Origin of the sequence: Helicobacter pylori (assembly GCF_009689985.1) — a bacterium.
Lineage (GTDB): Bacteria > Campylobacterota > Campylobacteria > Campylobacterales > Helicobacteraceae > Helicobacter > Helicobacter pylori_CG.
In genome coordinates this window covers 308,688-332,616 of sequence record NZ_QBAW01000001.1, presented here as the reverse complement: position 1 = coordinate 332,616, position 23,929 = coordinate 308,688, and the positions used below count along the sequence as shown (strand labels likewise).

24 protein-coding genes are annotated in these 23,929 nt (G+C 40.4%); 9 read left to right on the top strand and 15 right to left on the bottom strand.

Annotation, left to right across the window (positions count from 1 at the left end; all coding sequences use genetic code 11):
- Window positions 1–14: 14 nt before the first annotated feature.
- From DBU79_RS01625 to recA, 3 genes are read right to left on the bottom strand one after another with little or no spacing between them, the layout of a single operon-like run.
- On the bottom strand, window positions 15–290 hold the full coding sequence (locus DBU79_RS01625; protein WP_000146214.1) for a hypothetical protein: 276 nt from the start codon (window positions 288–290) through the stop codon (window positions 15–17).
- On the bottom strand, window positions 283–1,563 hold the full coding sequence (gene eno, locus DBU79_RS01620; RefSeq protein ID WP_154411339.1) for a phosphopyruvate hydratase: 1,281 nt from the start codon (window positions 1,561–1,563) through the stop codon (window positions 283–285). Before eno ends, DBU79_RS01625 begins: the two co-directional genes overlap by 8 nt.
- Before the next feature lie 11 nt (window positions 1,564–1,574).
- The gene (recA, locus tag DBU79_RS01615) at window positions 1,575–2,618 is read right to left on the bottom strand and encodes a recombinase RecA (RefSeq protein WP_077368041.1); all 1,044 of its coding nucleotides are present in this window, start codon (window positions 2,616–2,618) and stop codon (window positions 1,575–1,577) included.
- A gap of 97 nt (window positions 2,619–2,715) precedes the next feature.
- On the opposite strand from recA, the gene DBU79_RS01610 reads away from it, so the two are divergent.
- Window positions 2,716–3,582: a menaquinone biosynthesis family protein gene (locus DBU79_RS01610; RefSeq protein ID WP_154411338.1), complete on the top strand. Its 867-nt coding sequence runs from the start codon at window positions 2,716–2,718 to the stop codon at window positions 3,580–3,582.
- Here the strand turns inward: DBU79_RS01610 and DBU79_RS01605 are convergent.
- From DBU79_RS01605 to ccoN, 8 genes are all read right to left on the bottom strand, one after another.
- Complete coding sequence (locus DBU79_RS01605; protein WP_017282870.1) at window positions 3,579–4,346, bottom strand: hypothetical protein; 768 nt, start codon at window positions 4,344–4,346, stop codon at window positions 3,579–3,581. The two genes, DBU79_RS01610 and DBU79_RS01605, sit on opposite strands and share 4 nt — an antisense overlap.
- An 87-nt stretch (window positions 4,347–4,433) precedes the next feature.
- Window positions 4,434–5,015, bottom strand: coding sequence for a hypothetical protein (locus tag DBU79_RS01600; RefSeq protein WP_000660379.1), 582 nt, complete (start codon window positions 5,013–5,015; stop codon window positions 4,434–4,436).
- Window positions 5,016–5,026: 11 nt separating this feature from the next.
- Window positions 5,027–5,611: a hypothetical protein gene (locus tag DBU79_RS01595; RefSeq protein ID WP_024116646.1), complete on the bottom strand. Its 585-nt coding sequence runs from the start codon at window positions 5,609–5,611 to the stop codon at window positions 5,027–5,029.
- A 100-nt stretch (window positions 5,612–5,711) separates the two neighbouring features.
- Complete coding sequence (locus tag DBU79_RS01590) at window positions 5,712–5,918, bottom strand: DUF4006 family protein (protein ID WP_154411337.1); 207 nt, start codon at window positions 5,916–5,918, stop codon at window positions 5,712–5,714.
- Window positions 5,919–5,928: 10 nt separating this feature from the next.
- The gene (gene ccoP / locus DBU79_RS01585; RefSeq protein WP_154411336.1) at window positions 5,929–6,807 is read right to left on the bottom strand and encodes a cytochrome-c oxidase, cbb3-type subunit III; all 879 of its coding nucleotides are present in this window, start codon (window positions 6,805–6,807) and stop codon (window positions 5,929–5,931) included.
- Window position 6,808: 1 nt separating this feature from the next.
- On the bottom strand, window positions 6,809–7,027 hold the full coding sequence (locus DBU79_RS01580; RefSeq protein WP_017179877.1) for a cytochrome c oxidase, cbb3-type, CcoQ subunit: 219 nt from the start codon (window positions 7,025–7,027) through the stop codon (window positions 6,809–6,811).
- Window positions 7,028–7,037: 10 nt separating this feature from the next.
- Window positions 7,038–7,736: a cytochrome-c oxidase, cbb3-type subunit II gene (ccoO, locus tag DBU79_RS01575; protein ID WP_000490777.1), complete on the bottom strand. Its 699-nt coding sequence runs from the start codon at window positions 7,734–7,736 to the stop codon at window positions 7,038–7,040.
- A 12-nt stretch (window positions 7,737–7,748) separates the two neighbouring features.
- Entirely contained in the window at window positions 7,749–9,215 is a 1,467-nt protein-coding gene (gene ccoN / locus DBU79_RS01570; RefSeq protein ID WP_078284942.1) for a cytochrome-c oxidase, cbb3-type subunit I, read from the bottom strand.
- 169 nt (window positions 9,216–9,384) lie between these two features.
- On the opposite strand from ccoN, the gene DBU79_RS01565 reads away from it, so the two are divergent.
- Both DBU79_RS01565 and DBU79_RS01560 read left to right on the top strand, forming a co-directional pair.
- Window positions 9,385–10,833 (top strand): DASS family sodium-coupled anion symporter, encoded by a 1,449-nt coding sequence (locus DBU79_RS01565; protein ID WP_154411335.1) that lies wholly within the window; start codon window positions 9,385–9,387, stop codon window positions 10,831–10,833.
- Window positions 10,834–11,820: an adenine-specific DNA glycosylase gene (locus DBU79_RS01560; RefSeq protein ID WP_154411334.1), complete on the top strand. Its 987-nt coding sequence runs from the start codon at window positions 10,834–10,836 to the stop codon at window positions 11,818–11,820. It abuts the gene before it with no gap.
- 23 nt (window positions 11,821–11,843) lie between these two features.
- On the opposite strand, the gene DBU79_RS01555 is transcribed toward DBU79_RS01560, so the two are convergent.
- On the bottom strand, window positions 11,844–13,499 hold the full coding sequence (locus DBU79_RS01555) for an L-lactate permease (RefSeq protein WP_154411333.1): 1,656 nt from the start codon (window positions 13,497–13,499) through the stop codon (window positions 11,844–11,846).
- 60 nt (window positions 13,500–13,559) lie between these two features.
- Complete coding sequence (locus DBU79_RS01550; protein WP_154411332.1) at window positions 13,560–15,206, bottom strand: L-lactate permease; 1,647 nt, start codon at window positions 15,204–15,206, stop codon at window positions 13,560–13,562.
- A 223-nt stretch (window positions 15,207–15,429) separates the two neighbouring features.
- On the opposite strand from DBU79_RS01550, the gene DBU79_RS01545 reads away from it, so the two are divergent.
- Genes DBU79_RS01545 through DBU79_RS01530 form a run of 4 tightly spaced genes read left to right on the top strand, consistent with a single transcriptional unit; the run spans window position 15,430 to window position 18,728 of the window.
- The gene (locus DBU79_RS01545) at window positions 15,430–16,158 is read left to right on the top strand and encodes a (Fe-S)-binding protein (RefSeq protein WP_000867260.1); all 729 of its coding nucleotides are present in this window, start codon (window positions 15,430–15,432) and stop codon (window positions 16,156–16,158) included.
- A gap of 28 nt (window positions 16,159–16,186) precedes the next feature.
- Window positions 16,187–17,632: a LutB/LldF family L-lactate oxidation iron-sulfur protein gene (locus tag DBU79_RS01540; protein ID WP_154411331.1), complete on the top strand. Its 1,446-nt coding sequence runs from the start codon at window positions 16,187–16,189 to the stop codon at window positions 17,630–17,632.
- Window positions 17,625–18,260, top strand: coding sequence for a LutC/YkgG family protein (locus DBU79_RS01535; protein WP_154411330.1), 636 nt, complete (start codon window positions 17,625–17,627; stop codon window positions 18,258–18,260). The genes DBU79_RS01540 and DBU79_RS01535 overlap by 8 nt, the downstream gene beginning before the upstream one ends.
- A gap of 9 nt (window positions 18,261–18,269) precedes the next feature.
- Window positions 18,270–18,728, top strand: coding sequence for a peroxiredoxin (locus DBU79_RS01530; protein WP_096411965.1), 459 nt, complete (start codon window positions 18,270–18,272; stop codon window positions 18,726–18,728).
- Between the two features lie 230 nt (window positions 18,729–18,958).
- Here DBU79_RS01530 and DBU79_RS07995 read toward each other — a convergent pair whose 3' ends face one another.
- Together DBU79_RS07995 and DBU79_RS01520 are read right to left on the bottom strand one after the other, a co-directional pair.
- Window positions 18,959–19,093, bottom strand: coding sequence for a hypothetical protein (locus DBU79_RS07995; RefSeq protein WP_001222814.1), 135 nt, complete (start codon window positions 19,091–19,093; stop codon window positions 18,959–18,961).
- Between the two features lie 78 nt (window positions 19,094–19,171).
- Window positions 19,172–20,521: a class II 3-deoxy-7-phosphoheptulonate synthase gene (locus DBU79_RS01520; protein WP_154411329.1), complete on the bottom strand. Its 1,350-nt coding sequence runs from the start codon at window positions 20,519–20,521 to the stop codon at window positions 19,172–19,174.
- A 180-nt stretch (window positions 20,522–20,701) separates the two neighbouring features.
- Here DBU79_RS01520 and DBU79_RS01515 point away from each other — a divergent pair, with 180 nt between their 5' ends.
- A complete protein-coding gene (locus DBU79_RS01515; RefSeq protein ID WP_154411328.1) occupies window positions 20,702–21,943 on the top strand; it encodes a serine/threonine transporter in 1,242 nt (413 codons plus the stop codon).
- Entirely contained in the window at window positions 21,943–23,310 is a 1,368-nt protein-coding gene (locus tag DBU79_RS01510) for an L-serine ammonia-lyase (RefSeq protein WP_154411327.1), read from the top strand. The genes DBU79_RS01515 and DBU79_RS01510 overlap by 1 nt, the downstream gene beginning before the upstream one ends.
- Window positions 23,311–23,929 lie beyond the last annotated feature (619 nt).

The following is a 23,929-nucleotide window of genomic DNA, read 5'->3' as shown; positions in this document are numbered from 1 at the left end:
ATCATTCCTTAAAATTAATCTCTAGGCCGTAATTCCCTCAACTCAAACAAACGCTTTTGCAAACGCACATTCTTGCTTTGCAATTCGGTGATTTCTTGTTGCAACCGTTCATGCTTATCTCTTAAATCCAAATAAACTTCTAAAGAAGAGCCCCCAAAAAGCAACTTCCCTAAATAATACCCAAACCAAAGCAGTAAAAGGAAAAAGACAATCAGGGAGCTATGGCTATAGAAAAAATCTCGCGCTTTGTTGTCTTTGATTTCATCGTTTTCAAAAAGGCCACTAGCCATGCTTAAACAACTCTTTGCCGATATAAATCCCCCCTTTTAATTCATGCTCAATTTCTAAAAGGCGGTTGTATTTGGCGATCCTTTCACTCCTTGCGGTGGATCCGGTTTTGATTTCTCCCGTATTCAATGCGACAGCAAAATCAGCGATAAAGCTGTCCTCGCTCTCCCCGCTTCTATGGCTCATCACGCATTGATAGGCATGGTGTTTGGCTAATCTTATGGTCTCTAAAGTCTCACTAATGGTGCCGATTTGATTGGGTTTGATCAAAATGGCGTTCGCAATGTTTTTTTCAATGCCTTTTTGCAAGATGCTTGCGTTCGTTACAAACAAATCATCGCCCACTAACTGGATTTGACGCCCTAATTCCTTGCTCAAAAACGCCCAACCCTCCCAATCGTCTTCGCTCAAACCATCTTCAATGGATACAATCGGGTATTTTGCCACCAACTCTTTGTAATAAGCCACCAATTCATGCGAATCTAAAATCTTATTTTCACCCTTTAAATGGTAATTGAAATGTTCATCCACTAACTCACTGCTCGCCACATCTAAAGCGAGCGCGATTTCTTCGCCTAATTTATAGCCGGCTTTTTCAATGGCTTGAGAAATAACTTCAAGGGGTTCTACATTGTTGTTAAAATTAGGCGCAAAACCCCCCTCATCGCCCACGCTTGTGAGCTGATTCTTTTCATCTAAAAGTTTTTTAAGCGTGTGATAGACTTCCGCGCTCGCTCTTAAGGCTTCTTTAAAACTCTCAAACCCTAAAGGCATGATCATGTATTCTTGAAAGTCTATGGAATTATTCGCATGCGATCCGCCGTTGATGATATTGAGCATCGGCACCGGCAAAGTCAGAGCGTTAGCCCCCCCTAAATAGCGGTATAATGGCAGATTTAAGGCCTTCGTGCTAGCCCTTGCTAACGCTATAGAAACGCCCAAAACAGCGTTCGCCCCCAAATTAGCGTAATTAGGCGTGCCATCCAAAGCCCTTAACCTCTCATCCACAAAGGCTTGATTGATCGCTTCAAGCCCTATTAAATGGTGTTTGATCACGCTATTGACATTTTCGCATGCCCTTAAAACCCCTTTACCCAAAAAACGGGTTTTGTCATTATCCCTTAATTCTAACGCTTCTCTTTTACCGGTGCTCGCCCCGCTAGGCACAATCGCGCTCGCCTTAGTGTTATCGCTCAAAACCACGCTGGCTTGAATGGTAGGATTGCCTCTACTATCCATCACTTCTAAAGCATGAATATCTTTAATGGTTAGCATCAAAATCCTTTTTATTCCATTTCTTCTAAAGGTTCATCGGGTAAGGGCATGATCTCTTCATTAGAGCCAATACTCTCTTTAATCTTAAGAGTGATTTCATTCGCTAGGGCTTTATCTTCTTTCAATAAGGCTTTAGCGTTTTCTCGGCCTTGCCCTAGCTTTTTATCCTGGTAGCTAAGCCATGCCCCGCTCTTATCCACAATGTCTAATTTCACGCCATAGTCAATGATTTCGCCCTCTTTAGAAATCCCTTCCCCAAACATGATGTCAAATTCCGCTTCTCTAAAGGGCGGAGCGACTTTATTTTTAACCACTTTGGCTTTAGCCCTATTGCCGATATGCTGTTCGTTTTGTTTTAAAGCGGCGATTCTTCTAATATCAATCCTAACGCTCGCATAGAATTTTAAGGCATTACCCCCGGTTGTGGTCTCTGGACTCCCATAACCCGTCATGCCAATCTTCATCCTGATTTGATTGATAAAAATGAGAGTAGTGTTCATCTTGTGCAAAACACCGGTGATTTTTCTTAACGCATGGCTCATAAGCCTTGCTTGCAAGCCCACATGCTGATCGCCCATATCCCCATCAATCTCCGCTTTAGGCGTAAGAGCCGCCACCGAATCCACCACCACTAAATCAATCCCTCCGCTTCTGGTGATCGTTTCTAAAATCTCTAAGGCTTCTTCGCCTGTGCTTGGTTGGGAAACGAGTAGATTTTGCGTATCCACGCCCAGCCTCTTGGCATAATACACATCTAGGGCATGCTCAGCGTCAATGAACGCGCACACGCCACCATTTTTTTGGCATTCTGCAATAATATGCAAGCTTAAAGTGGTCTTCCCGCTTGACTCTGGCCCATAAATTTCAATGATCCTGCCCTTTGGAACGCCCCCAATCCCTAAAGCCAGATCCAATCCTAACGAGCCTGTAGAAATAGCGTCAATCTTTTCTACTTGCTTATCCCCAAGGCGCACCAACGCCCCCTTACCAAAAACTTTATCAATTTGTTTGATCGCTAAAGAAATCGCTTTTTGTTTGTCTTCATCTATTGCCATAAATCACCTTATTGAATTTGATTTGTTTATTCTATCAAATCCTAGCCTAAAATCTATTATAATAAAAGGACTTACCCTATCACAAAAGGATTTTACTTTGATTAGTGTCGCTCATAGCCCTGATGCTGATGATATTTTCATGTATTATGCGATTAAGTTTGGCTGGATAGATTGCCCCATTAAAAATAAAACATTCCACAATATCGCCCTTGATATTGAAACCCTAAACCAAGAAGCCCTAAAAAACACTTATGATGTGAGTGCAATCAGCTTTGCGCTATTCCCTAAAATTGCGAACGATTACGCTTTGCTCCCTACAGCGACGAGCTTTGGGAATGGCTATGGGCCTAAATTAGTGAAAAAAAAGGGCGTGAAATTGAAAAAAGATTTTAGAGTCGCATTAAGCGGGGAGCACACCACCAACGCTCTTTTGTTTAAGATTTATTACAAACATGCACGCATCACTTGCATGAATTTTTTAGACATTGAAAAAGCGGTTTTGGAAGAAAAAGTGCATGCAGGCGTGCTCATCCATGAAAATATCTTGGATTTCCATAATGAATTAGAAGTGGAAAAAGAATTGTGGGATGTTTGGCAAGAACTCATTAAGGTTGATGATTTACCCTTACCTTTAGGGGGCATGGCGATTAGGCGCTCTATCCCCTTGTATCGCGCGATTTTGATTAAAAAGGCTTTGATTAAAGCGGTTGAAGTCGCACTAAAACACCAAAATTTGCTCTCTAGCATGCTCTTAGAGCGCTCGCTCATTCGTGTCAATATGGAGCGCTTACAAACTTATTTAAGCTTGTATGCAAATGAAACTTCAACGCGCTTAAGCGAGATTCAAATCCTCGCCATAGACAAGCTTTTTGAATTAGGCTATCAGCATGGGTTTTATGCCAGTTTATTAAAGACTAAAGATTGCTTGCTCACTGATGAATATTTGCAATACCGCTTTTCTTAATCCAATTCTAATTTATGCGTAAGCAAGTAACGGCTCATCGCATACAATAAAAGGATTTTTAAAAAATCCACCCCCCATAAAAGGTAGTATTTATTTTCCTGTAATTCTTGTTGTTGCAAGAAATAATAAAACCCCTCATTGATGCTTAAACTAGAGCTCATTAAGGGCAGTAACGAATTAAACGCTAATTCCAAAACAACCCCCACAAGAATGAATAACAGCCCCCCTAGTAAAAAACGCGCTTTTTTGATCCTAGCAGCGTTTAAAACGCTCAAAATAAATAAAAATTTCATTAAAACAAGCCCTAAAAACAGCGCAATACCTAAGGTTTTAGTGGGTTTTAACACAAAGGTTTTTAAAGCGGTGTGCAAGATAAACAGCACGCTAGATTGCGCGTTAAAAAGATAATAGCCCAAACGCACACTCGCCACAAACCAGAACAAACTGAAGATAAAAAACACCATAGGGAGCAAGATTTTAGGGAGCAATAAAGACTCTAAACTAATGGGTAAGGAAAAGCTTAAAACCCCCCTTTTAGAAAAAAGCGCGTTGAGATTTTTGATCGCTCCCACACTGATTGCGACCAGTAAAAACGCCCCCAAGACAAAAAAGAGCGTGTAGCTTAGGGTGAGCATGGTCGTTTCTTCAGCACTTTGAGAGGAAAAACAAACCGCTAAAATAGTGAGCGTTATTAAAAAATTCCCCACAACAACATTCCCTACTTGCCCCAAGGCGTCATGTTTAAAAACTTTTAAAAAACCCATAGCCTTATTATACCCGTTTGGATAGAAAATTTAAGTTTTTTAATGGTTGCGTGTTAATAAAAAACGCTAAAGGCATTTTTTAATGCGCTACTTGAAAAAAGCCAGTTGCTCTAAAATCAATTCTTCTTTATTTTTAAAAACAAATTTAAAAAGGATCTTATAGCGCCCCATTTTGTCGCTCTCTAACAAATCAAATTTTAAAGGCTCGCATGCGATCTCACAATCAAGCGTTCCTAACAATCTGGGCTGTGATGGACTGGGATAAAACGCTAAATACACTTGAATATTTGGCGAATCTAAAGCGGGTTTGAGCGGTTGCAATTGCGCATGAAGCGTGTTGGATTTTTCCAAAATCAAAGCGTTTTTTAAAAGGTTTTCTTGGAGTTTTTTATCCCCATGCGTGCCTTTAGAGAAATAGGGCAAAATGGGGGTTTTAGAGCCTTCTGTGAGAGGCTTTAAACCCACTAAAAAACGATAATTGGATTTAAAGTTTTCATAGGTTTTAAGCATAGCGTTAAAGTTTAAATCCACTTCGTTATGGCCCTTAAAATACACTAAATCGTTTTTAGGCGAATTTTTTAGGGCAAACACCACCAAAAACACCACAATCCCAAGCCCAAGAATAAGCACGCTCATGATCCCTAAAGGCCAAAAGTTTTTTTCTTTCATTGATTTCTCTCTTAAGATTTTTTAAAAAAATAAAGCCCCAAAAACGCGCCTAAAAGCGTCAATAACAAAATATAAATAACCACCTTTACAAAAGTTACTCCCTTAGGAGCGTTAAAATTTTGCGTGATATTCACACGATATTTTTGCGCTAAAGCATCTACTGCGACCGAATAGCCGTTAATGAGCATGGCTGAAATCCTTTGGGGCGTGTATTCTTTAGCGTTTGTAGGGAGTAAGGGAGCGATTTTTTCAAAAAAGATTTTATCAGTGTCTAACAAATCTTTAGGGTTAGCCACTAATTCTATTTTTTGAGCGTCATGGTAAAAAAAGAACACCACAAAAGGGGGCTTGAGCTGCTTTAAAAAGCCCTCTTGATAATTTTGGCGTTCATTTTTGGCCGCCAAAGCGATAGGATTTTTTTCAAAATCCGTCATATCAATCACAAAACGCACGCCTGTTTTAAGATAAAGCTCTTTAGAAACGCTCTCTACAAACGCAACGCTTTTTTCTACCAAACGCCCCTTAGAATTATTAAAAACATAATCATCGGCCCCCAAACAACAAACAAAGGCTATTACAAGCCATAAGATTCTCATGTGCTAAACAAAAACAAGTTAGGCACAAAAGAAATAACAATCGTCATTAAAATGGTCGCTACTACCATTAAGGCTAAGATTTTTTCTAAAGTCGTGAATTTCATTTTTTACTCCCTTGATTGACTAATTCATAATTAGCCCGGTTTTGGGTGCTTTTTGTCTCTAAAGCGTTAATATCCTTATAGCGGTAATAATTGGTGGCTTGCTCTTTTTGGATATGGATCGCTTTGAGTGCAAAAAAAACGACCACACCCAATAAAATAACCACAATCAGTAAATTCCCTGCTAATCCGTTTAAAAATTTCATCTCTTTTCCTTTAATCTTCTAAGGGTTTTAGCGATTGGATAAATTCGGCTAACGCTTTAACTTGCAAATCGCTAAAGTTTTTATAATTGAACGATGGCATATGCCCTATATTGCCCTTTTTGCCATGCGTTAAGATATTTCTCAAAAAATTCTCTGTGCCGTAAGTGGTCAAATCGGCTGCAAACACTTGGTTTTCTTGCAAGCCCTTACCATCATTGCCATGACAGCCTGTGCAACCCATGCTTTCAAACAGCTCCTTGCCTTTATCAATGAGTTGAGGGTTTTTGGTCTTTTTAACGCTAGAAATTTCTGCCATCACATAGCTTGCAATCGCTTTAGCGTCTTTTTCATCCAATTCCATAGCAGGCATTTCCCCAGCGAGATAATCCATGCCCTTAGAGCCATGCTTAATGGTGTCCATAATGCCCTCTTCTTTACCCCAACGCACCAGATTTTGAGCGCTCCCATGCAAGCCTTCAGCGGTGATGCCATGGCATTGCGAACAATGGACTAAAAAGATGCCTTGACCCATATCCACCAATTCCTTTTGACCCAAATGCTTCCATTTGGCTTCAAATTTTTGGTTGTGCACTTTAACCTCTTCATTGTATTGCCCAATTTGAGAAAAGCTATTCAGCGGATACCCAAAGAAAAAATACCAAAAAGCCCACACAATCGTGCACATAAAGCTTGCGATCCAACCTACTGGCACATTATTGGCAAACTCCCCTATCCCATCAAACAAATGCCCATTTTCCATGAGCTCACCTTGAGATTTGCTGTCGCGCATTTCTTTAATGAGCGAACTGGATTCATAGATGGTTAAAACTAAAATCACAAGTGCTGCAATCAAGCCAAAAACATTTATATGGTCGTTTAAAAAATCCATTTCAACTTTCCTTTATGCCATTATCATGAGCGTTTTTATGGTGTGGTTCAATCAACTCATCTTCTAAAGCATCATTTAACGCTAAGTATCCGTATCGCTCATAATCCACGATGCCCTTTTTTTGCTTTCTATACATGCTAAAAATATAAGCGTATAAAAAGAGCGTAAAAAGAATGGTAAAAAACGCATACGCAAAACCTCTCAAACTTTCTAAATCCATCATTCACCCCTTATTTAGCATTTTGATTGGCGTTGATCCTAGAATTACCCAAGCTATTCAAATAAGCGATCAAAGCCACAATTTCTAACACTTCACCTCTTTGAATGGCGTCTAGCACCCTCTTGTCTTTCATATCGGCTGTGATTTTTTTAGCTTCTTCTAAATAGGCTTTTTTCGCTTCTTCCACGCTCCCTAATTTCACGCCGTTTTCTGTGTCATAAGGCACGCCAAAAACCTTTTTTTGCGTCAAAGCTTCTGCATAAGCGGTGTCAAAATCGCTCTTTTTTATGAATAAATGCTTATAGGCGGGCATGATGCTGTGCGGCACAACGCTTTTGGGATCAAACATGTGCTTTTCATGCCAATCGGTTGTGCGATAATCCCCCACCCTATGCAAATCAGGGCCAATCCTTTTAGATCCCCATAAAAATGGCCTGTCATACGCGTATTCCCCGCTCAAACTATACGCACCATACCGATCCACCTCAGCTTGGAAAGGGCGGATGAGTTGGGAATGGCAATGATAACAACCTTCTTGAATATAAATTTGCCTCCCCGCTGTCTCTAAAACCGTATAAGGCCGTAAGCCTTCAATGGGGCGAGCGGATTTAAAGAAGTTGGGCAAAATCTCCACCAAGCCTGCGATCGCAAACACAAAAATAAACGCAAGAGTGAAAAAAAACGGATTTTTCTCTAAAAAACTAAACATTTCCAACCTCCCCTATCTAGACATAGGCGTGGCGTAGTTGGGCTCACGCTCTAATTTTTTGCCTGCCGTGATTGTCATAAAAATATTGTAGGCAAAAATAATAAATCCAATAAAGTACATAAGACCCCCAACGCCTCTAATATTGTAGTAAGGGATTAGCACCTTAACCGTGTCAATGAATTGGTAAGTGAGATTCCCGTACTGATCCACATCCCTCCACATCATCCCTTGCGTGATCCCTGCAATCCACATGGACGAAAAGTAAAGCACAATCCCTAAAGTCATGATCCAAAATTGGAAATCCACAAGCCTGCCTGAATAAATCTCTCTTTTGAAAAGCCTAGGGGTCATGTGATACATGCTCGCAATCAAAGTGAAGCCTACCCACCCAAGCACGCCATCATGCACATGCCCAATGATCCAATCGGTAAAATGCGCTAAGGCGTTCACGCTCTTAATGGCTTGAATAGAGCCTTCTAAAGTGGAAAGCATGTAGAAAGTTGAAGCTAAAACTAAGAATTTAATCAAAGGGCTTTCTTTGAGCTGGTGCCATTGCCCTCGCATCGTTAAAAGCATGTTAATAGCTGTCCCCCACGAAGGCAAGATCAACACCACTGAAAACACGCTAGAAAGGGTTTGCACCCAATCAGGCACGGTGGAATAAATCAAATGGTGCCCGCCCGCCCAAATATAAACAAACATCAAGCTCCAAAAGGAAAACAAAGTGAGTTTGTAAGAAAAGATAGGCTGACCGCTCTCTTTAGGCAAGAAATAATAAATCGTGCCAATCACCCCACTCGTAAAGACAAAAGCGACCGCATTATGCCCCCACCACCATTGAATGAGCGCATCATTACTGCCTGAATACATAGAAATAGAATGCCAAACACTCCCCATATCAGCGACAAAATAGGTGGGGATAGAAAGGTTATTGAAGATATACATCACCGCTATACCCACATAAGTAGCGATGTAATACCATAAAGACACATAAATGGTATTTTCCCTCCTAACGCTCATGCTCCCAAACATATTAACCCCCCATAGCACCCATGCCACAACCACGATAATATCTAAGGGCCACATCAATTCAGCGTATTCTTTAGATTGAGTAAGACCAGCAAACAAGCTAATGACCCCTAGAATTAAAAGAAGAATCCAAAGCCAAAAATGCAATAACCCTACAATTTTCAAAAAGGGGTGTTGGTAATAAGTGATTTTAAGCACCCTCTGACCGATATAATACCAACTCGCCCAAATCCCTCCAAGAGTGAAACCATAGATCACCGCATTCGTGTGTAAGGGGCGCAAGCGGCCAAAAACGCCATACTCCCCTGCAATGTAATTCAAGTTAGGGAAAGACAATTCAAAAGCTAACACGATCCCTATTAACATGCCTATTATCCCAAAGCCAACCATCGCATAAAGAAACAATTTGCTAATAGAATAATCATAACTCAAAGGCACATTTTCTTGCATGCAATACTCCTATTTGTAGTAAATTCAACAAAGATAAACACAATTATAAAATTTTATCTTTTTCAAAAAGCTTAATTTTTAATCTTTTTCTGTAACATTGTAATAACTTAATCCCATTTGAATGGCATTTTTAAGCCAAATTGCTACTATCTTTGGCTAAAGGTTAAACATGATTAAACAAATTCTCACCATTCTTGCCCCTTTTTTTATCGCAACGCTGTTGTATTTTTTAGGCGCACCGGACGGGCTAAACCCTAACGCATGGCTTTATTTTTGTATTTTCATGGGCATGATTATAGGGTTGATTTTAGAGCCGGTGCCAGCAGGTTTGATAGCATTAAGCGCGTTAGTGTTGTGCGTGGCGTTAAGAATTGGAGCGAGCGGTGAGGTAGCGAGCACTAATAAGGCCATTTCATGGGGTTTGAGCGGGTATGCGAACAAAACGGTGTGGCTTGTGTTTGTCGCTTTTATTTTGGGTTTAGGGTATGAAAAAAGCTTGTTAGGGAAACGGATCGCTCTTTTACTGATTAGGTTTTTAGGGCAAACCCCTTTAGGTTTAGGCTATGCGATCAGTTTGAGCGAATTGTGTCTAGCCCCCTTTATCCCTAGCAATTCCGCTAGAAGTGGGGGTATACTCTATCCCATCGTTTCTTCTATCCCGCCCTTAATGGGTTCTACTCCCAATAATAACCCTGACAAAATCGGTGCGTATTTGATGTGGGTCGCTTTGGCTTCAACTTGCATCACTTCGTCCATGTTTTTAACCGCGCTCGCTCCTAACCCCCTAGCAATGGAAATCGCTGCCAAAATGGGCGTGAATGAAATCTCATGGTTTTCGTGGTTTTTAGCGTTCTTGCCTTGTGGGGTGCTTTTGATCTTGCTTGTGCCTTTATTGGCGTATAAAACCTGCAAACCCACCTTAAAAGGCTCAAAAGAAGTGAGTTTGTGGGCTAAAAAAGAATTAGAAAGCATGGGGAGGTTTTCTTTAAAAGAAATTTTAATGCTCAGCCTCACTTTATTGGCTTTATTAGGTTGGATTTTTGGCAAATCTTTAGGCTTGCATGCGAGCGCGACGGCTTTGATTGTCATGGTTTTAATGGCGTTTTGTAAGATTGTAAGCTATGAAGACATCATCAAAAACAAGAGTGCGTTCAACATTTTTTTATTGCTTGGATCGCTGCTCACGATGGCTGGTGGGCTTAAAAATGTAGGGTTTTTAAATTTTATTGGCAATGCGGCTAAAAATTTTTTAGAGCATGCCAACTTGAATCCGTTAATAGCAGTCTTGTTTATTATAGCCTTCTTTTATCTGTCGCATTATTTTTTTGCTAGTATCACCGCTCATGTGAGCGCGTTATTTGCGCTTTTTGTAGGGATTGGTTCACACATTCAAGGGGTCAATTTGCAAGAATTGAGCTTGTTTTTAATGCTTTCTTTAGGGATTATGGGGATTTTAACCCCCTATGGCACAGGCCCATCCACCATTTATTACGGGAGTGGGTATATTTCAAGCAAGGATTTTTGGAAATGGGGGTTTATTTTTGGCGTGGTGTATTTGATCGTGTTTTTAAGCGTGTGCGTGCCTTGGGTCAAACTCATCGCTTATAGGTGGTTGTAGCTGGAAACTTTACACAACGCCCTTTTAAAATGGTATGAAGAATTTGGGCGGAAGGATTTACCTTTTAGGAATTTAAAGGGCATTAACGCCCCTTATGAAGTCTATATCAGTGAAGTGATGAGCCAACAAACCCAAATCAGCACGGTGGTTGAGCGTTTTTATTCCCCTTTTTTAGAAGCTTTCCCCACTTTAAAAGACTTAGCGAACGCTCCATTAGAAGAGGTTTTATTGCTCTGGCGAGGGCTTGGCTATTATTCAAGGGCTAAAAATTTAAAAAAAAGTGCTGAAATTTGCGTGAAAGAACACCACTCGCAACTACCCAATGACTATCAAAGCCTGTTAAAACTCCCTGGGATTGGCGTATACACGGCTAATGCGATTTTATGTTTTGGCTTTAGAGAAAAAACCGCATGCGTGGACGCTAATATCAAGCGCGTACTTTTAAGGCTTTTTGGTTTGGATCCTAATATCCACGCTAAAGACTTACAAATTAAGGCGAATGACTTTCTCAATCTTAATGAGAGTTTTAATCATAACCAAGCCCTAATTGATCTAGGGGCTTTAATCTGCTCCCCTAAACCCAAATGCGCGATTTGCCCTTTCAATCCTTATTGTTTAGGTAAAAACCACCTAGAAAAACACACGCTTAAGAAAAAACAAGAAATCATTCAAGAAGAGCGTTATTTAGGCGTTGTGATCCAAAATAACCAAATCGCTTTAGAAAAAATAGAGCAAAAACTCTATTTGGGGATGCACCATTTTCCTAATCTAAAAGAAAATTTAGAATGCAAACTCCCCTTTTTAGGCGTTATCAAACACAGCCACACTAAATTCAAGCTCAATTTAAACCTCTATTCAGCTGCAATAAAAGATTTAAAAAACCCCGTTCGTTTTTATAGCCTTAAAGACTTAGAAACCTTACCCATAAGCTCTATGACGCTTAAAATTTTGAATTTTTTAAAACAAAAAAATTTATTTGGGGGTTAAACCCTGCCAAATCTAAAATGGCTCTACTTTATCGCAGGCACCACTTCAGGGATCAAATACGCAATCGCGCTGATCACGACTCCCATGATCGCTACAAAAATAAGGGAGTATTTGACCGTGAATTTGAATAAATCGCTCTCTTTCCCGGCTAATCCCACTGCCGCACAAGCGATAGCGATGCTTTGAGGGCTTATCATCTTGCCTAAAGTGCCACCCACGGTATTAGCCGTTAGGGTTAAAATCTCAGGGAGGTGCAATCGTTGGGCGGTGAGTTGCTGTAAAGAGCCAAATAAAAGATTAGAACTCGTATCGCTCCCGGTTAAAAACACGCCCACCCACCCGATCAAGGGCGAGAAAAAAGTAAAAGCTAATCCCGTATGGGTGAGCGCTAAGGCTAGAGTGGAAGAAATCCCGCTGTAATTAGACACATAGGCAAAGCTTAAAACTAAACCAATAGTGAGAATGGGGTAGCGCATTTCTTTTAAAGTCTCGCCAAAAACGCTCACTGCATCGCTCACTCGCACCCTTAAAACGAGCATGCTAATGAGAGCGGCTAAAAAAATGGAAGTGCCAACTGTGTTGATTAAAGAAAATTTAAACACCACCGGAAAACTCACGCTTTGATTAGCTTCTACAAAAGGCGGGCTTTTAAAGATGTGGTTACTGATGTTATTGAATTCAAAATAAAAATTAGAAAAAGCTAACAAGCCATCTTTTTCAAATAAAGCCTTAAAAAAAGGCTGTATCCATAAAACAATCACTAAAACCAGAATCACAAAGGGAGACCAAGCGACATAGATCTTACAGATATGATGGTTACTCTTAGTGAATGAAGCCGCTTTGCCATCGCTTCTAAAAATCGCTTTAGGCTGCCAAAATTTCAAAAAGAGCGCTGTTGCAACGAGTGAAACAAGGGCTGAAATAATGCCGGGCAATTCTGGCCCTAAATAATTAGAGCTTAAAAATTGCGTGCCAGCGAAAGAAAAAGCCGCGATAAAAACGGCCGGAAAAGTTTCTTTAATCCCCTTAAAGCCATCCATTAAAAACACAATGAAAAACGGCACGAACAAGCTCACAAAAAAGAGGATTTTACCCGTCATGGCTGAAATCAAAATCGCTGGCACCCCTACCGCGCTCGCCATGGCACTTATAGGGATACCCACCGCGCCGAAGGCTACAGGAGCGGTGTTAGCGATTAGGCACAATCCGGCAGAATATAAGGGGCTTAACCCTAAACCCACTAAAATCGCTGCTGTAATGGCAATAGGCCCTCCAAAACCGATCGCTCCTTCTAAAAACGAGCCAAAACAAAAGCCAATCAAAATCACTAAAATCCGGTGATCTAAAGTGATGGACTGAACGCTTTCTTTTAAAATTTCAAAATAGCCGGATTTAACGCTGAGTTTGTATAAAAAAATCGCCGCAATAATGATCCAAGCGATCGGCCATAAGCCATAGAGAAAGCCATAAAGAAAGCTTGAACCCACCATGCTAACAGGCATTTTATACACCAAAACCGCAATAATGGCTGATAAAGCCACGCTCAAAAAGGCCGCCGCATAACCTTTGAGTTTAAAAACCATTAAAGATAAGAAAAACAATAAAATCGGTAATAAGGCCACAAGAGCGCTCAACCAAATATTACCCAAAGGGTCATAAATCTGATGAAATTCTAGCACTAAAAAATCCCTTTTTAAAATATTCTCTTAGCGCTAGATCTCTTTAAAAAACCCCCTTATTTAAGGAATGATGGGGATAATAAAGGGGAAGACATAAGCAATAAGAGTGAAGACAATCCCCATAATGATCGCCAAAGCGACGGAGTATTTTACCGTAAATCTGAACAATTCGCTCTCTTTCCCCACTAACCCCACCGCCGCGCAAGCGATAGCGATACTTTGAGGGCTTATCATTTTACCCACAACGCCCCCTGAAGTGTTGGCCGCCAAGAAAAGCACTTCAGGCAAGCCAAGCTGTGTAGCGATAAGCATTTGCAAAGAGCCAAATAAGAGATTGGAACTCGTATCGCTTCCGGTTAAAAACACCCCAAGCCAACCTACAACAGGCGAAAAGAAAGTGAAAACATGCCCAGTATCCGCTAGCGCTAAGGCGAGTGTGGCGCTCATGCCGCTATAATTAGCCACATACGCAAACGCTAAAACCACGCCAATGGTTAAAATCGGCAAACGCATTTCTTTTAAAGTAGCCCCAAACACTCCTATCGCATCGCTGATTTTCACGCGCAACAAAAACACGCTTAAAAGAGCGGCTAAAAAAATGGAAGTGCCTGTCGTTAGGATTAAAGGGAATTTGAACACGACAGGAAAATTGGTCGCTTCAGTAACAATGGGAACGGTTTTAAAAATCTTTTGACTGATAGAATTAAATTCAAACGCAAAGCTAGAAAACGCCAAAGCCCCGCCTTCTTTAAAGAGCGCTTTAAACCAGGGTTGCGTCCATATAATAATCGTAATAGTGAGCAACACAAAAGGCATCCACGCCACAATCACTTTACAAATATGGTGTTTTTCTGTGCTGATTGCAGGCTCTTTGCCATTGCTGGTGAAAATGCGCTTGGGTTGCCAGACTTTTAAAAATAAAGTGGTAGCGATCAATGACACTAAGGCTGAAATAATGTCCGGGAGTTGCGGCCCTAGATAATTAGAGCTTAAAAATTGCGCGATAGCGAAACTAAACCCAGTAACAGCCACTGCAGGAAAAGTTTCTCTAATCCCTCTAAAACCATCCATTAAAAACACGATGAAAAAAGGAATACCAATGGAAAAAATGGGTAACACTCTGCCCACCATTTGAGAAATCTCTAATTCAGGGATACCCACCACGCTAGCCATTGCCGTAATAGGAATACCCACTGCGCCAAAAGCTACAGGAGCGGTGTTAGCGATTAGACACAATCCGGCAGCGTATAAGGGGTTTAGCCCAAGGCCGACTAAAATCGCCGCTGTGATCGCTACCGGGCCTCCAAAGCCGATCGCTCCTTCTAAAAACGAGCCAAAACAAAAGCCAATCAAAATCACTAAAATGCGGTGATCCGGCGTTAGGGTTAAAATGCTTTCTTTTAAAATCTCAAAATACCCGGATTTCACTGAAAGGTTGTAAAGAAAAATCGCAGCGATCACAATCCATGCGATCGGCCACAAGCCATAAAGAAAGCCATAGAAAAAACTCGCGCTCACCATTTGAGCAGGCATTTTATACACAAATAACGCAATAATGATTGAAAGCACTAAGCTTAAAAACCCAGCGCTATACCCTTTAAGTTTGAAGACAATAAGAGAAATAAAAAAGAGTGCAATAGGCGATAGCGCCACTAAAGCGCTCAGCCAAATATGGCCTAATGGGTCATAGACTTGATAAAATTCCATAAATCTTCCTTGAATAATTAAAAGTATTTCTTCATCTTACTTAAAAGAAAAAACTAATTTTAAGTAGCATTTAATATTAAGTCAAATTTAATGGGTTTGTGGTTTATTTTAGTAACAATGTTTGAGCGAGTGGGTTTATCAACTTGTGGTTACAATCTTGTTAATTTTTTTGAGTATCATATTGTGTTTGAAACTCTTAATTTGGAATTTTAAGGAGTCTTCTTTGAAAGTCAATTTCTTTGCTACTTGTCTAGGAGCAGCCATTTATAGCAACGCATCGCTTAACGCTATCAAATTACTCCGTAAGGAAAATTTGGAAGTGGTTTTTAAAAAAGACCAGACATGTTGCGGCCAGCCAAGCTACAACTCAGGGTATTATGAAGAGACAAAAAAAGTCGTTTTATACAATATCAAGCTTTATTCCAATAACGACTACCCTATTATTTTGCCTAGCGGTTCATGCACAGGGATGATGCGGCATGATTATTTGGAATTGTTTGAAGGGCATGCGGAATTCAACATGGTTAAAGATTTTTGCTCTAGGGTGTATGAATTGAGCGAGTTTTTGGATAAAAAATTGCAAGTCAAATATGAAGATAAGGGCGAACCCCTTAAAATCACATGGCATTCTAATTGCCATGCCTTAAGGGTGGCTAAGGTGATTGACTCGGCGAAAAATCTTATCAGACAGCTTAAAAATGTGGAACTCATTGAATTGGAAAAAGAAGAAGAATGCTGCGGGTTTGGGGGGACTTTTTCAGTCAAAGAGCCTGAAATTTCAGCGGTTATGGTCAAAGAAAAGATCAAAGACATAGAAAGCCGTCAAGTGGATGTGATTGTTTCAGCGGATGCTGGGTGTTTGATGAATATCAGCACCGCTATGCAAAAAATGGGCTCTCCCACAAAACCCATGCATTTTTATGACTTTTTAGCCTCAAGGCTTGGGCTTTAACATTAAAGAATTATTTTAAGGAATAATCATGGAAAAATACCATAGCGACCAAGAATACGAAGAAATCATCGCCGACCAATTAGGCGATATGCAACTAAGGGAAAATTTGCGTTCTGCAATGGATACCTTGAGGGCTAATCGTAAGAATTTGATTAAAAATCGTTACAGCGAGTGGGAAAATTTAAGGGAATTAGGCAAAGAAGTCAAGCTTAAAATTCTATCCAGGCTTGATGAGTATTTGGAATTGTTTGAAAAAAACGCCACTCAAAACGGCTTTAAAATCCATTACGCTAAAGACGGCGATGAAGCTAATGAAATCATTTACAACCTCGCTAAAGAAAAAAATATCAAGCGCATTTTAAAGCAAAAATCCATGGCGAGCGAAGAAATTGGCTTGAACCATTACCTCAAAGAAAAGGGCATTCAAGCGCAAGAAACGGATTTGGGCGAATTGATTATCCAGCTCATTAATGAACACCCTGTGCATATTGTCGTGCCGGCTATCCATAAAAACCGCAAGCAAATCGGTAAGATTTTTGAAGAAAAACTCAACGCCGCTTATGAAGAAGAGCCTGAAAAGCTTAATGCGATCGCCAGAAAACACATGCGCAAAGAATTTGAAAGCTTTAAAATGGGGATCAGTGGGGTTAATTTCGCTATCGCTAATGAGGGAGCGATTTGGTTAGTGGAAAATGAAGGCAATGGCCGCATGAGCACCACCGCATGCGATGTGCATGTCGCTATTTGTGGGATTGAAAAATTAGTAGAAAGCTTTGATGATGCGGCGATTTTAAACAATCTGCTCGCTCCAAGCGCTGTGGGTGTGCCTATCACATGCTATCAAAACATTATCACAGGCCCCAGAAAAGAGGGCGATTTAGACGGCCCTAAAGAAGCCCACATCATTTTATTAGACAACAACCGCTCTAATATTTTGGCTGATGAAAAGTATTATCGCGCTCTTTCATGCATTCGTTGCGGGACTTGTTTGAACCACTGCCCTGTGTATGATAAGATCGGTGGGCATGCCTATCTTTCTACTTATCCTGGCCCTATAGGCGTGGTGGTATCCCCTCAACTCTTTGGCTTGAATAATTACGGGCATATCCCTAATTTGTGCAGTCTTTGTGGGCGTTGCACTGAAGTGTGCCCTGTAGAAATCCCTTTAGCCGAGCTCATTAGAGATTTACGATCGGATAAAGTGGGCGAAGGCAGAGGCGTAGTTAAGGGGGCTAAAAGCACCCAACACAGCGGAATGGAAAAATTCTCTATGAAAATGTTTGCCAAAATGGCAAGCGATGGGGCTAAGTGGCGTTTCCAATTGAAAATGGCTCAATTTTTCTCGCCTTTAGGCAAGCTCTTAGCTCCCATACTGCCTTTAGTCAAAGAGTGGGCGAGCGTGAGAACCTTACCCAATATGGACACAAGCTTGCATGCAAAAGTCCAGCATTTAGAGGGGGTGATTTATGAGTAAAGAGCTTATTTTAAAGCGCATTAAAGAAGCCAGAGCCAAGCATGCCATTCAGGGAGCAAACCCTATTTATAGGAATATCATTAAAGTGGAGTTTGAAGACTTGGTGGAAGAATACAAGCATTTCCAAGTGTTGAATAAAGCTGAAGTCATTGAAAGCACTAAAGAAAATTTAGAGCAAGCAATTTTAAAGGCTTTAGAAAATTTTAAAAGCAAAAAAATCTTACACTCCACAGATTTGAATTTGAATTTTGAAGCGTTTAAGGATTTTACTTTACAGCCTTATGATAAAGAAATTGAAGCGATGCGTGAAGAGTTGTTTGAGATTGATACGGCTTTATTGCATGGGGTTTGTGGGATTTCAAGCTTGGGCATGATTGGGGCGGTTTCTTCGCATGCAAGCCCACGGTTGCTTTCGCTCATCACCCTTAATTGCATCATCTTATTGAAAAAAGAATCCATTGTGCGCAATTTGAGTGAAGGCATGCAAGCTTTAAAAAACCAGAGTAAAAACGGCGTATTACCCACAAACATGCTCCTTATTGGCGGGCCTAGCCGGACAGCCGATATTGAATTAAAAACCGTTTTTGGGGTGCATGGGCCTCAAAAAGTCGCTATCATTCTCTACTAAAGGATACGAATGGAAAAATTAGAAGTGGGGCAATTAGCCCCTGATTTCAGGTTGAAAAACAGCGATGGCGTAGAGATTTCTTTAAAAGATTTGCTCCATAAAAAAGTGGTTCTGTATTTCTACCCTAAAGACAACACCCCCGGATGCACTTTAGAAGCCAAAGACTTTAGCGCTCTGTTTAGTGAATTTGAAAAGAAAAACGCTGTTGTCGTAGGCGTAAGCCCTGATAATGCCCAATCGCACCAAAAATTTATCAGCCAATGCTCTTTGAATGTGATTTTGCTCTGCGATGAAGATAAAAAAGCCGCCAATCTTTACAAAGCTTATGGCAAGTGCATGCTTTATGGGAAGGAGCATTTGGGGATTATCCGCTCCACTTTCATTATCAACACGCAAGGCGTTTTAGAAAAATGCTTCTACAATGTCAAAGCGAAAGGCCATGCTCAAAAGGTTTTAGAGAGTTTGTAGTGTAACTCTCTAGCTTTCACCCATTTTAATTTGAGATTTTTAGCCATTCTCTCACTTTTAAAAAATTGTTTTTTAAATTTTGTTTGATAACAAACTTCATAAGGAATAGGGAGTGTTTTTGAAATCATTCCCCTTTAATAGCCCATAAGATGGCTTTACAAAAGACGACCACTCGCTAGCCTTTTTATTGCGTTTATTTTAAAAAATGCCTTTGAGTATTTTTACAATTTTTATTTTTGTTCAGGTTGCCAAATGGTTTTTTCTGAAGGGGTGCTATCGGCTTCATTTTGCAAAATTTGTTTTTTGGTTTCATGGCAAGCCACAAATAATAGCGCTAAAATTACAGCTAAAAAAGAAATTCTCATTTCAAGATCCTTTGAATATTAAAATGCTAACGATAATTATAAAGAAAAAGAGTTAAAAAAAGATTAATCCCTTTTTAACTAAGCGCGCTGTTTTTTGAGCATGCCAGCGATTAAGAAAGCGAGTTCTAGGGCTTGAGTGGCGTTTAGTCTTGGATCGCATTGCGTATAGTAATGGCAGCTCAAACCCTCTTCGGTGATCGCTTGCGATCCACCGATACATTCTGTAACATTTTCACCCGTCATTTCCAAATGAACCCCTGAAGCCAAACTCCCTTCAGCCCTATGGATTTCAAAAAAGCTTTTCACTTCATCTAACACGCTATCAAAAGCCCTTGTTTTAACCCCCAAACTGGTTTTAACCGTGTTGCCATGCATGGGATCAATGCTCCATAAAATATGGCGTTTTTCTTTCAACACCCCTTGTAAAAGTTTAGGCAAACGCTCTTTAATCATCTTAGAACCCATACGCACGATCAAATTCAAACGCCCCTTAATGTTGTGCGGGTTTAAAACATCGCACAATTCTAACACTTCGCCAACGCTCGCATTAGGCCCGATTTTCACGCCAATAGGGTTACAAACCCCCCTTAAAAACTCCACATGCGCGCCCTTAGGATCCCTTGTCCTTTCGCCAATCCACAGCATGTGCGCGGAACAATCATAAAACTGGTTAGTTAAACTATCCTTACGCACCAAAGGCTCTTCATAATGGAGCAGTAACGCTTCGTGGCTGGTGTAAAATTCCACTTCCCTAAGAATAGGCGTTTTTTCTATCTCCACCCCGCATGCTTGCATAAACCCTAAAGCTTGCGTGATCCGGTCAGCGATTTGCTGGTATTTTTGCCCAAAATCGTTGTTTTTGACAAAATCCAAATTGAAACGATGCACTTGTTCCAAATTGGCTAACCCACCTTGGGCAAAGGCTCTGATAAGGTTTAAAGTCGCTACGCTTTGATGGTAAGCTTTAAGCATTCTTTCAGGCTTTGGCTCTCTTTCTTTTTTGGAAATCCCATTGATAATATCCCCTCTGTAACTCAACACTTCTTCATCATCTAGTATTTCAGTCGCATTAGAACGAGGCTTGGCAAATTGCCCAGCAATGCGCCCCACTTTCACGATCGGTATAGAGCCGGCAAAAGTTAAGACAATCGCCATTTGCATCATCACTTTAAACATGTCCCTAATCCGGTTAGCGCTAAATTGAGAAAACGACTCCGCGCAATCGCCCCCTTGCAACAAAAACGCCTTATTGTCAATGACTTGGGCTAAACGCTCTTGCAAATTCCTCGCTTCGCCAGCAAACACTAAGGGAGGGTAGGAGTGTAATTCTTTCTTGACCCTTTCTAATTCTTGCTTATCTTTGTAAGTGGGGTGTTGCTCTATCTTAAAAGAATGCCATGAAGTTGGCGACCAAGTTGTGTTTGACATTTCTATAATCCTTTATTAATCTTTTTTTAAGCGTTATTATAGCTTGTGCGGGTTAAATCGTGGATTTTAGGGAATAAATGCGCGCCCAAAACCGCCCCTTAATCTCAAAAAACCCCAATCATAAAAAGCTTTATGCTACAATGAAAACTCTTTAACACGATAAAAGGGCGGTTTAATAGCATGGTACAAGAAAAAGCAGTTCCAAGAGATCCTAAAAAACTCAATTTGTTTGATTTGCGTTGGATAGCGTCTTTATTTGGCACGGCGGTGGGGGCTGGGATTTTATTTTTGCCTATTAGAGCCGGTGGGCATGGGATATGGGCTATTGTGGTGATGAGTGCGATCATCTTCCCTTTAACTTATCTGGGGCATAGAGCTTTGGCTTATTTCATAGGATCTAAAGATCAAGAAGACATTACCATGGTCGTTCGCTCTCATTTTGGTGCTCAATGGGGTTTTCTTATCACTTTGCTTTATTTCTTGGCGATTTATCCTATTTGTTTGGCTTATGGGGTGGGTATCACTAATGTGTTTGATCATTTTTTCACTAACCAGTTGCATTTCACGCCTTTTCATCGGGGCTTACTGGCTGTGGTGTTAGTTTCTTTAATGATGTTGGTGATGGTTTTTAACGCTACGATTGTGACACGCATTTGTAACGCTTTAGTGTATCCTTTATGCTTGATTTTATTGCTTTTTTCTTTGTATCTTATCCCTTATTGGCAAGGCACTAATCTTTTTGTGGTGCCAAGTTTTAAAGAATTTGTGTTAGCGATTTGGCTAACCTTACCGGTGCTTGTGTTTTCGTTCAACCATAGCCCCATTATTTCCACCTTCACTCAAAATGTGGGAAAAGAATACGGCGCTTTCAAAGAGTATAAACTCAATCAAATTGAATTAGGGACATCGCTGATGCTTTTAGGGTTTGTGATGTTTTTTGTGTTTTCGTGTGTCATGTGCTTGAATGCTGATGATTTTATGAAAGCAAGGGAACAAAATATCCCCATTTTAAGCTATTTTGCTAACACCCTAAACAACCCTTTAATCAATTATGCTGGGCCTGTGGTGGCTTTTTTAGCGATTTTTTCATCTTTTTTTGGGCATTATTATGGGGCTAAGGAGGGTTTAGAAGGCATAATCATTCAAAGCTTAAAATTGAAAAAAGCTTCTAAAACCTTGAGCGTGAGCGTAACGATTTTTTTATGGCTGACTATCACGCTTGTGGCTTATATTAACCCTAATATCTTGGATTTTATTGAGAATTTAGGCGGCCCCATTATCGCGCTCATTCTGTTTGTGATGCCCATGATAGCGTTTTATAGCGTTTCTAGTTTGAAGCGTTTTAGAAATTTCAAAGTGGATATTTTTGTGTTTGTCTTTGGGAGCTTAACGGCTTTGAGCGTATTTTTAGGACTATTTTAATGGCTAGTTTTTCTATTTTATCCATTTTTAAAATCGGCGTTGGGCCTAGCTCTTCACACACCATAGGGCCTATGGAAGCGGGAGCGAGATTTTGCGGGTTGTTAAAAGGCGTTTTAGAGCAGGTTGAACGCGTTCAAATCACCTTGCATGGCTCATTAGCCTTAACCGGCAAAGGGCATTTGAGCGATGAGGCGGTTTTAATTGGCTTGCATGGCATCTATGCTAACGAATTAGATATAACAACCAAAAAAGCCTTATTGCATGAGGTGTTTGAAAACAAAGCTTTAAAACTCGCTAACCAGCATCATATCCCTTTTAATTATGCTAAAGATTTGATTTTTGACAACAAACCTTTAGCCAGACACCAAAACGCTCTCATTCTAAAAGCTTTTAACGCTAAAAATGAGGTTTTAAAGGAAGAGACTTATTATTCTGTTGGTGGAGGGTTTGTCTATACTGAAAAAGAATTAGACAACTTGTCTGAAGAGGGCGGGAATGAAAGCGTTGCTTATGATTTTTCAAGCGCTAAGGAATTGCTAGAATTGTGCCAAAAACACCAAAAAAGCATCGCTGAAATCGTGCGTTTGAGAGAAAACGCCCTCAAAAACTGCCCTGATGCAACGATGACTAAAATTTATCATGCGATGCTTGAGTGTTATTATAATGGGGCTAATTCTAAAGAAAGGTATCTGCCTGGTTCTTTGAAAGTAACACGATTAGCCCCAAGCGTTAAAACGCGCTTAGAAAAACACCCCACAAGCGGGAAAGACCCCTTAGCGCTGATTGATTACATTTCGCTTTACGCTCGCGCCATTGCTGAAGAAAACGCTAGTGGAGGCAAGGTGGTAACCGCCCCCACTAATGGAGCGTGCGCGGTGGTGCCAAGTGTGCTTTTATACGCTAAAAACCATTTGTTTGAAAATTTATCGCAAAAATCTATCAATGATTTTTTACTCACTAGTGCGGCGATTGGCTATCTTTACAAGAAAAACGCTTCCTTGAGCGGCGCAGAAGCGGGGTGTCAGGCTGAAATTGGCGTGGCAAGCTCTATGGCTGCAGGAGGGTTAGCCTATTTGTGCCAAGCGACCACGCAACAGGTTTTGATCGCTAGTGAAATCGCTATGGAGCACCATTTAGGATTGACATGCGATCCGGTGGGGGGCTTGGTGCAAATCCCTTGCATTGAGCGCAATGTTTTAGGGGCGATTAAAGCGATCAGCGCTTCTAAACTAGCCTTAGAAGATGAATACAAGCCTAAAGTGAGCCTAGATGAAGTGATCGCCACGATGTATGCGACCGGAAAAGACATGAATGAAAAATACAAAGAAACTTCGTTAGGGGGATTAGCCAAAACCTTAAAATGCTAAAGGATAGCTCTCAACTTTTAGGGCTTTAAATTCAAAATAAAAAGGCTTTGTTTTTAACCAACACAAATAAGCCCCACCCAACTTTAATATTCCTTAAAAATTTTTAAACATAGGGTTTAAAGCGTTCTTTCATTGTTTTGGATTTCATTTTGTAGTAAAACTCATTAAGTTTGTTTAAACTCATAAGAAAATAAGGGGGTATTTTGCGCTTTAACGCCCTTCTCAAACCCAAAACTAAATCCCCCTAACCCCCTAAGAGCGTGTTATGAGAAACTATTCACTTGCTTACACAAGCTTTTTTATTTTGATTGTAAAAAACACTCAAAGGCATCAATGCCAATACTCCATTAAAAACTTTTTATAGGCTTTATAAAATGCGTTGGAATGTCTTGAGGTTGTGTTTAACTCTGTCAATCGCCATATTTCAAAGATTTTTGCGTAACAAAACCTTAAGCTAATCGTTACCAATCGTTACCACAAAAAAAGCCAAAAAGTTTAAAGATTTTAAAAAAGCGGTGGTTTTTAAAAAGATAGTCCTAATATAAGAGAGCTTAACGATAGAGAGCTAAAAGCCCAAAAAAGGAGTGCTTAAGAAACTTATTTAAAGCCCCCTACTCAA

What these genes read in the sequence shown, in the direction of transcription:
- DBU79_RS01590 (WP_154411337.1), bottom strand. Translation starts at nt 5,918, where the DNA reads ATGAAATTTTTAAACGGATTAGCAGGGAATTTACTGATTGTGGTTATT.
- eno (WP_154411339.1), bottom strand. Translation starts at nt 1,563, where the DNA reads ATGCTAACCATTAAAGATATTCATGCTTTAGAAGTGATGGATAGTAGA.
- recA (WP_077368041.1), bottom strand. Translation starts at nt 2,618, where the DNA reads ATGGCAATAGATGAAGACAAACAAAAAGCGATTTCTTTAGCGATCAAA.
- DBU79_RS01530 (WP_096411965.1), top strand. Translation starts at nt 18,270, where the DNA reads ATGGAAAAATTAGAAGTGGGGCAATTAGCCCCTGATTTCAGGTTGAAA.
- ccoP (WP_154411336.1), bottom strand. Translation starts at nt 6,807, where the DNA reads ATGGATTTTTTAAACGACCATATAAATGTTTTTGGCTTGATTGCAGCA.
- DBU79_RS01565 (WP_154411335.1), top strand. Translation starts at nt 9,385, where the DNA reads ATGATTAAACAAATTCTCACCATTCTTGCCCCTTTTTTTATCGCAACG.
- DBU79_RS01510 (WP_154411327.1), top strand. Translation starts at nt 21,943, where the DNA reads ATGGCTAGTTTTTCTATTTTATCCATTTTTAAAATCGGCGTTGGGCCT.
- DBU79_RS01535 (WP_154411330.1), top strand. Translation starts at nt 17,625, where the DNA reads ATGAGTAAAGAGCTTATTTTAAAGCGCATTAAAGAAGCCAGAGCCAAG.
- DBU79_RS01580 (WP_017179877.1), bottom strand. Translation starts at nt 7,027, where the DNA reads ATGGATTTAGAAAGTTTGAGAGGTTTTGCGTATGCGTTTTTTACCATT.
- DBU79_RS01515 (WP_154411328.1), top strand. Translation starts at nt 20,702, where the DNA reads ATGGTACAAGAAAAAGCAGTTCCAAGAGATCCTAAAAAACTCAATTTG.
- DBU79_RS01625 (WP_000146214.1), bottom strand. Translation starts at nt 290, where the DNA reads ATGGCTAGTGGCCTTTTTGAAAACGATGAAATCAAAGACAACAAAGCG.
- DBU79_RS07995 (WP_001222814.1), bottom strand. Translation starts at nt 19,093, where the DNA reads ATGAGAATTTCTTTTTTAGCTGTAATTTTAGCGCTATTATTTGTGGCT.
- DBU79_RS01520 (WP_154411329.1), bottom strand. Translation starts at nt 20,521, where the DNA reads ATGTCAAACACAACTTGGTCGCCAACTTCATGGCATTCTTTTAAGATA.
- DBU79_RS01550 (WP_154411332.1), bottom strand. Translation starts at nt 15,206, where the DNA reads ATGGAATTTTATCAAGTCTATGACCCATTAGGCCATATTTGGCTGAGC.
- DBU79_RS01600 (WP_000660379.1), bottom strand. Translation starts at nt 5,015, where the DNA reads ATGAAAGAAAAAAACTTTTGGCCTTTAGGGATCATGAGCGTGCTTATT.
- ccoO (WP_000490777.1), bottom strand. Translation starts at nt 7,736, where the DNA reads ATGTTTAGTTTTTTAGAGAAAAATCCGTTTTTTTTCACTCTTGCGTTT.
- DBU79_RS01540 (WP_154411331.1), top strand. Translation starts at nt 16,187, where the DNA reads ATGGAAAAATACCATAGCGACCAAGAATACGAAGAAATCATCGCCGAC.
- DBU79_RS01605 (WP_017282870.1), bottom strand. Translation starts at nt 4,346, where the DNA reads ATGGGTTTTTTAAAAGTTTTTAAACATGACGCCTTGGGGCAAGTAGGG.
- ccoN (WP_078284942.1), bottom strand. Translation starts at nt 9,215, where the DNA reads ATGCAAGAAAATGTGCCTTTGAGTTATGATTATTCTATTAGCAAATTG.
- DBU79_RS01595 (WP_024116646.1), bottom strand. Translation starts at nt 5,611, where the DNA reads ATGAGAATCTTATGGCTTGTAATAGCCTTTGTTTGTTGTTTGGGGGCC.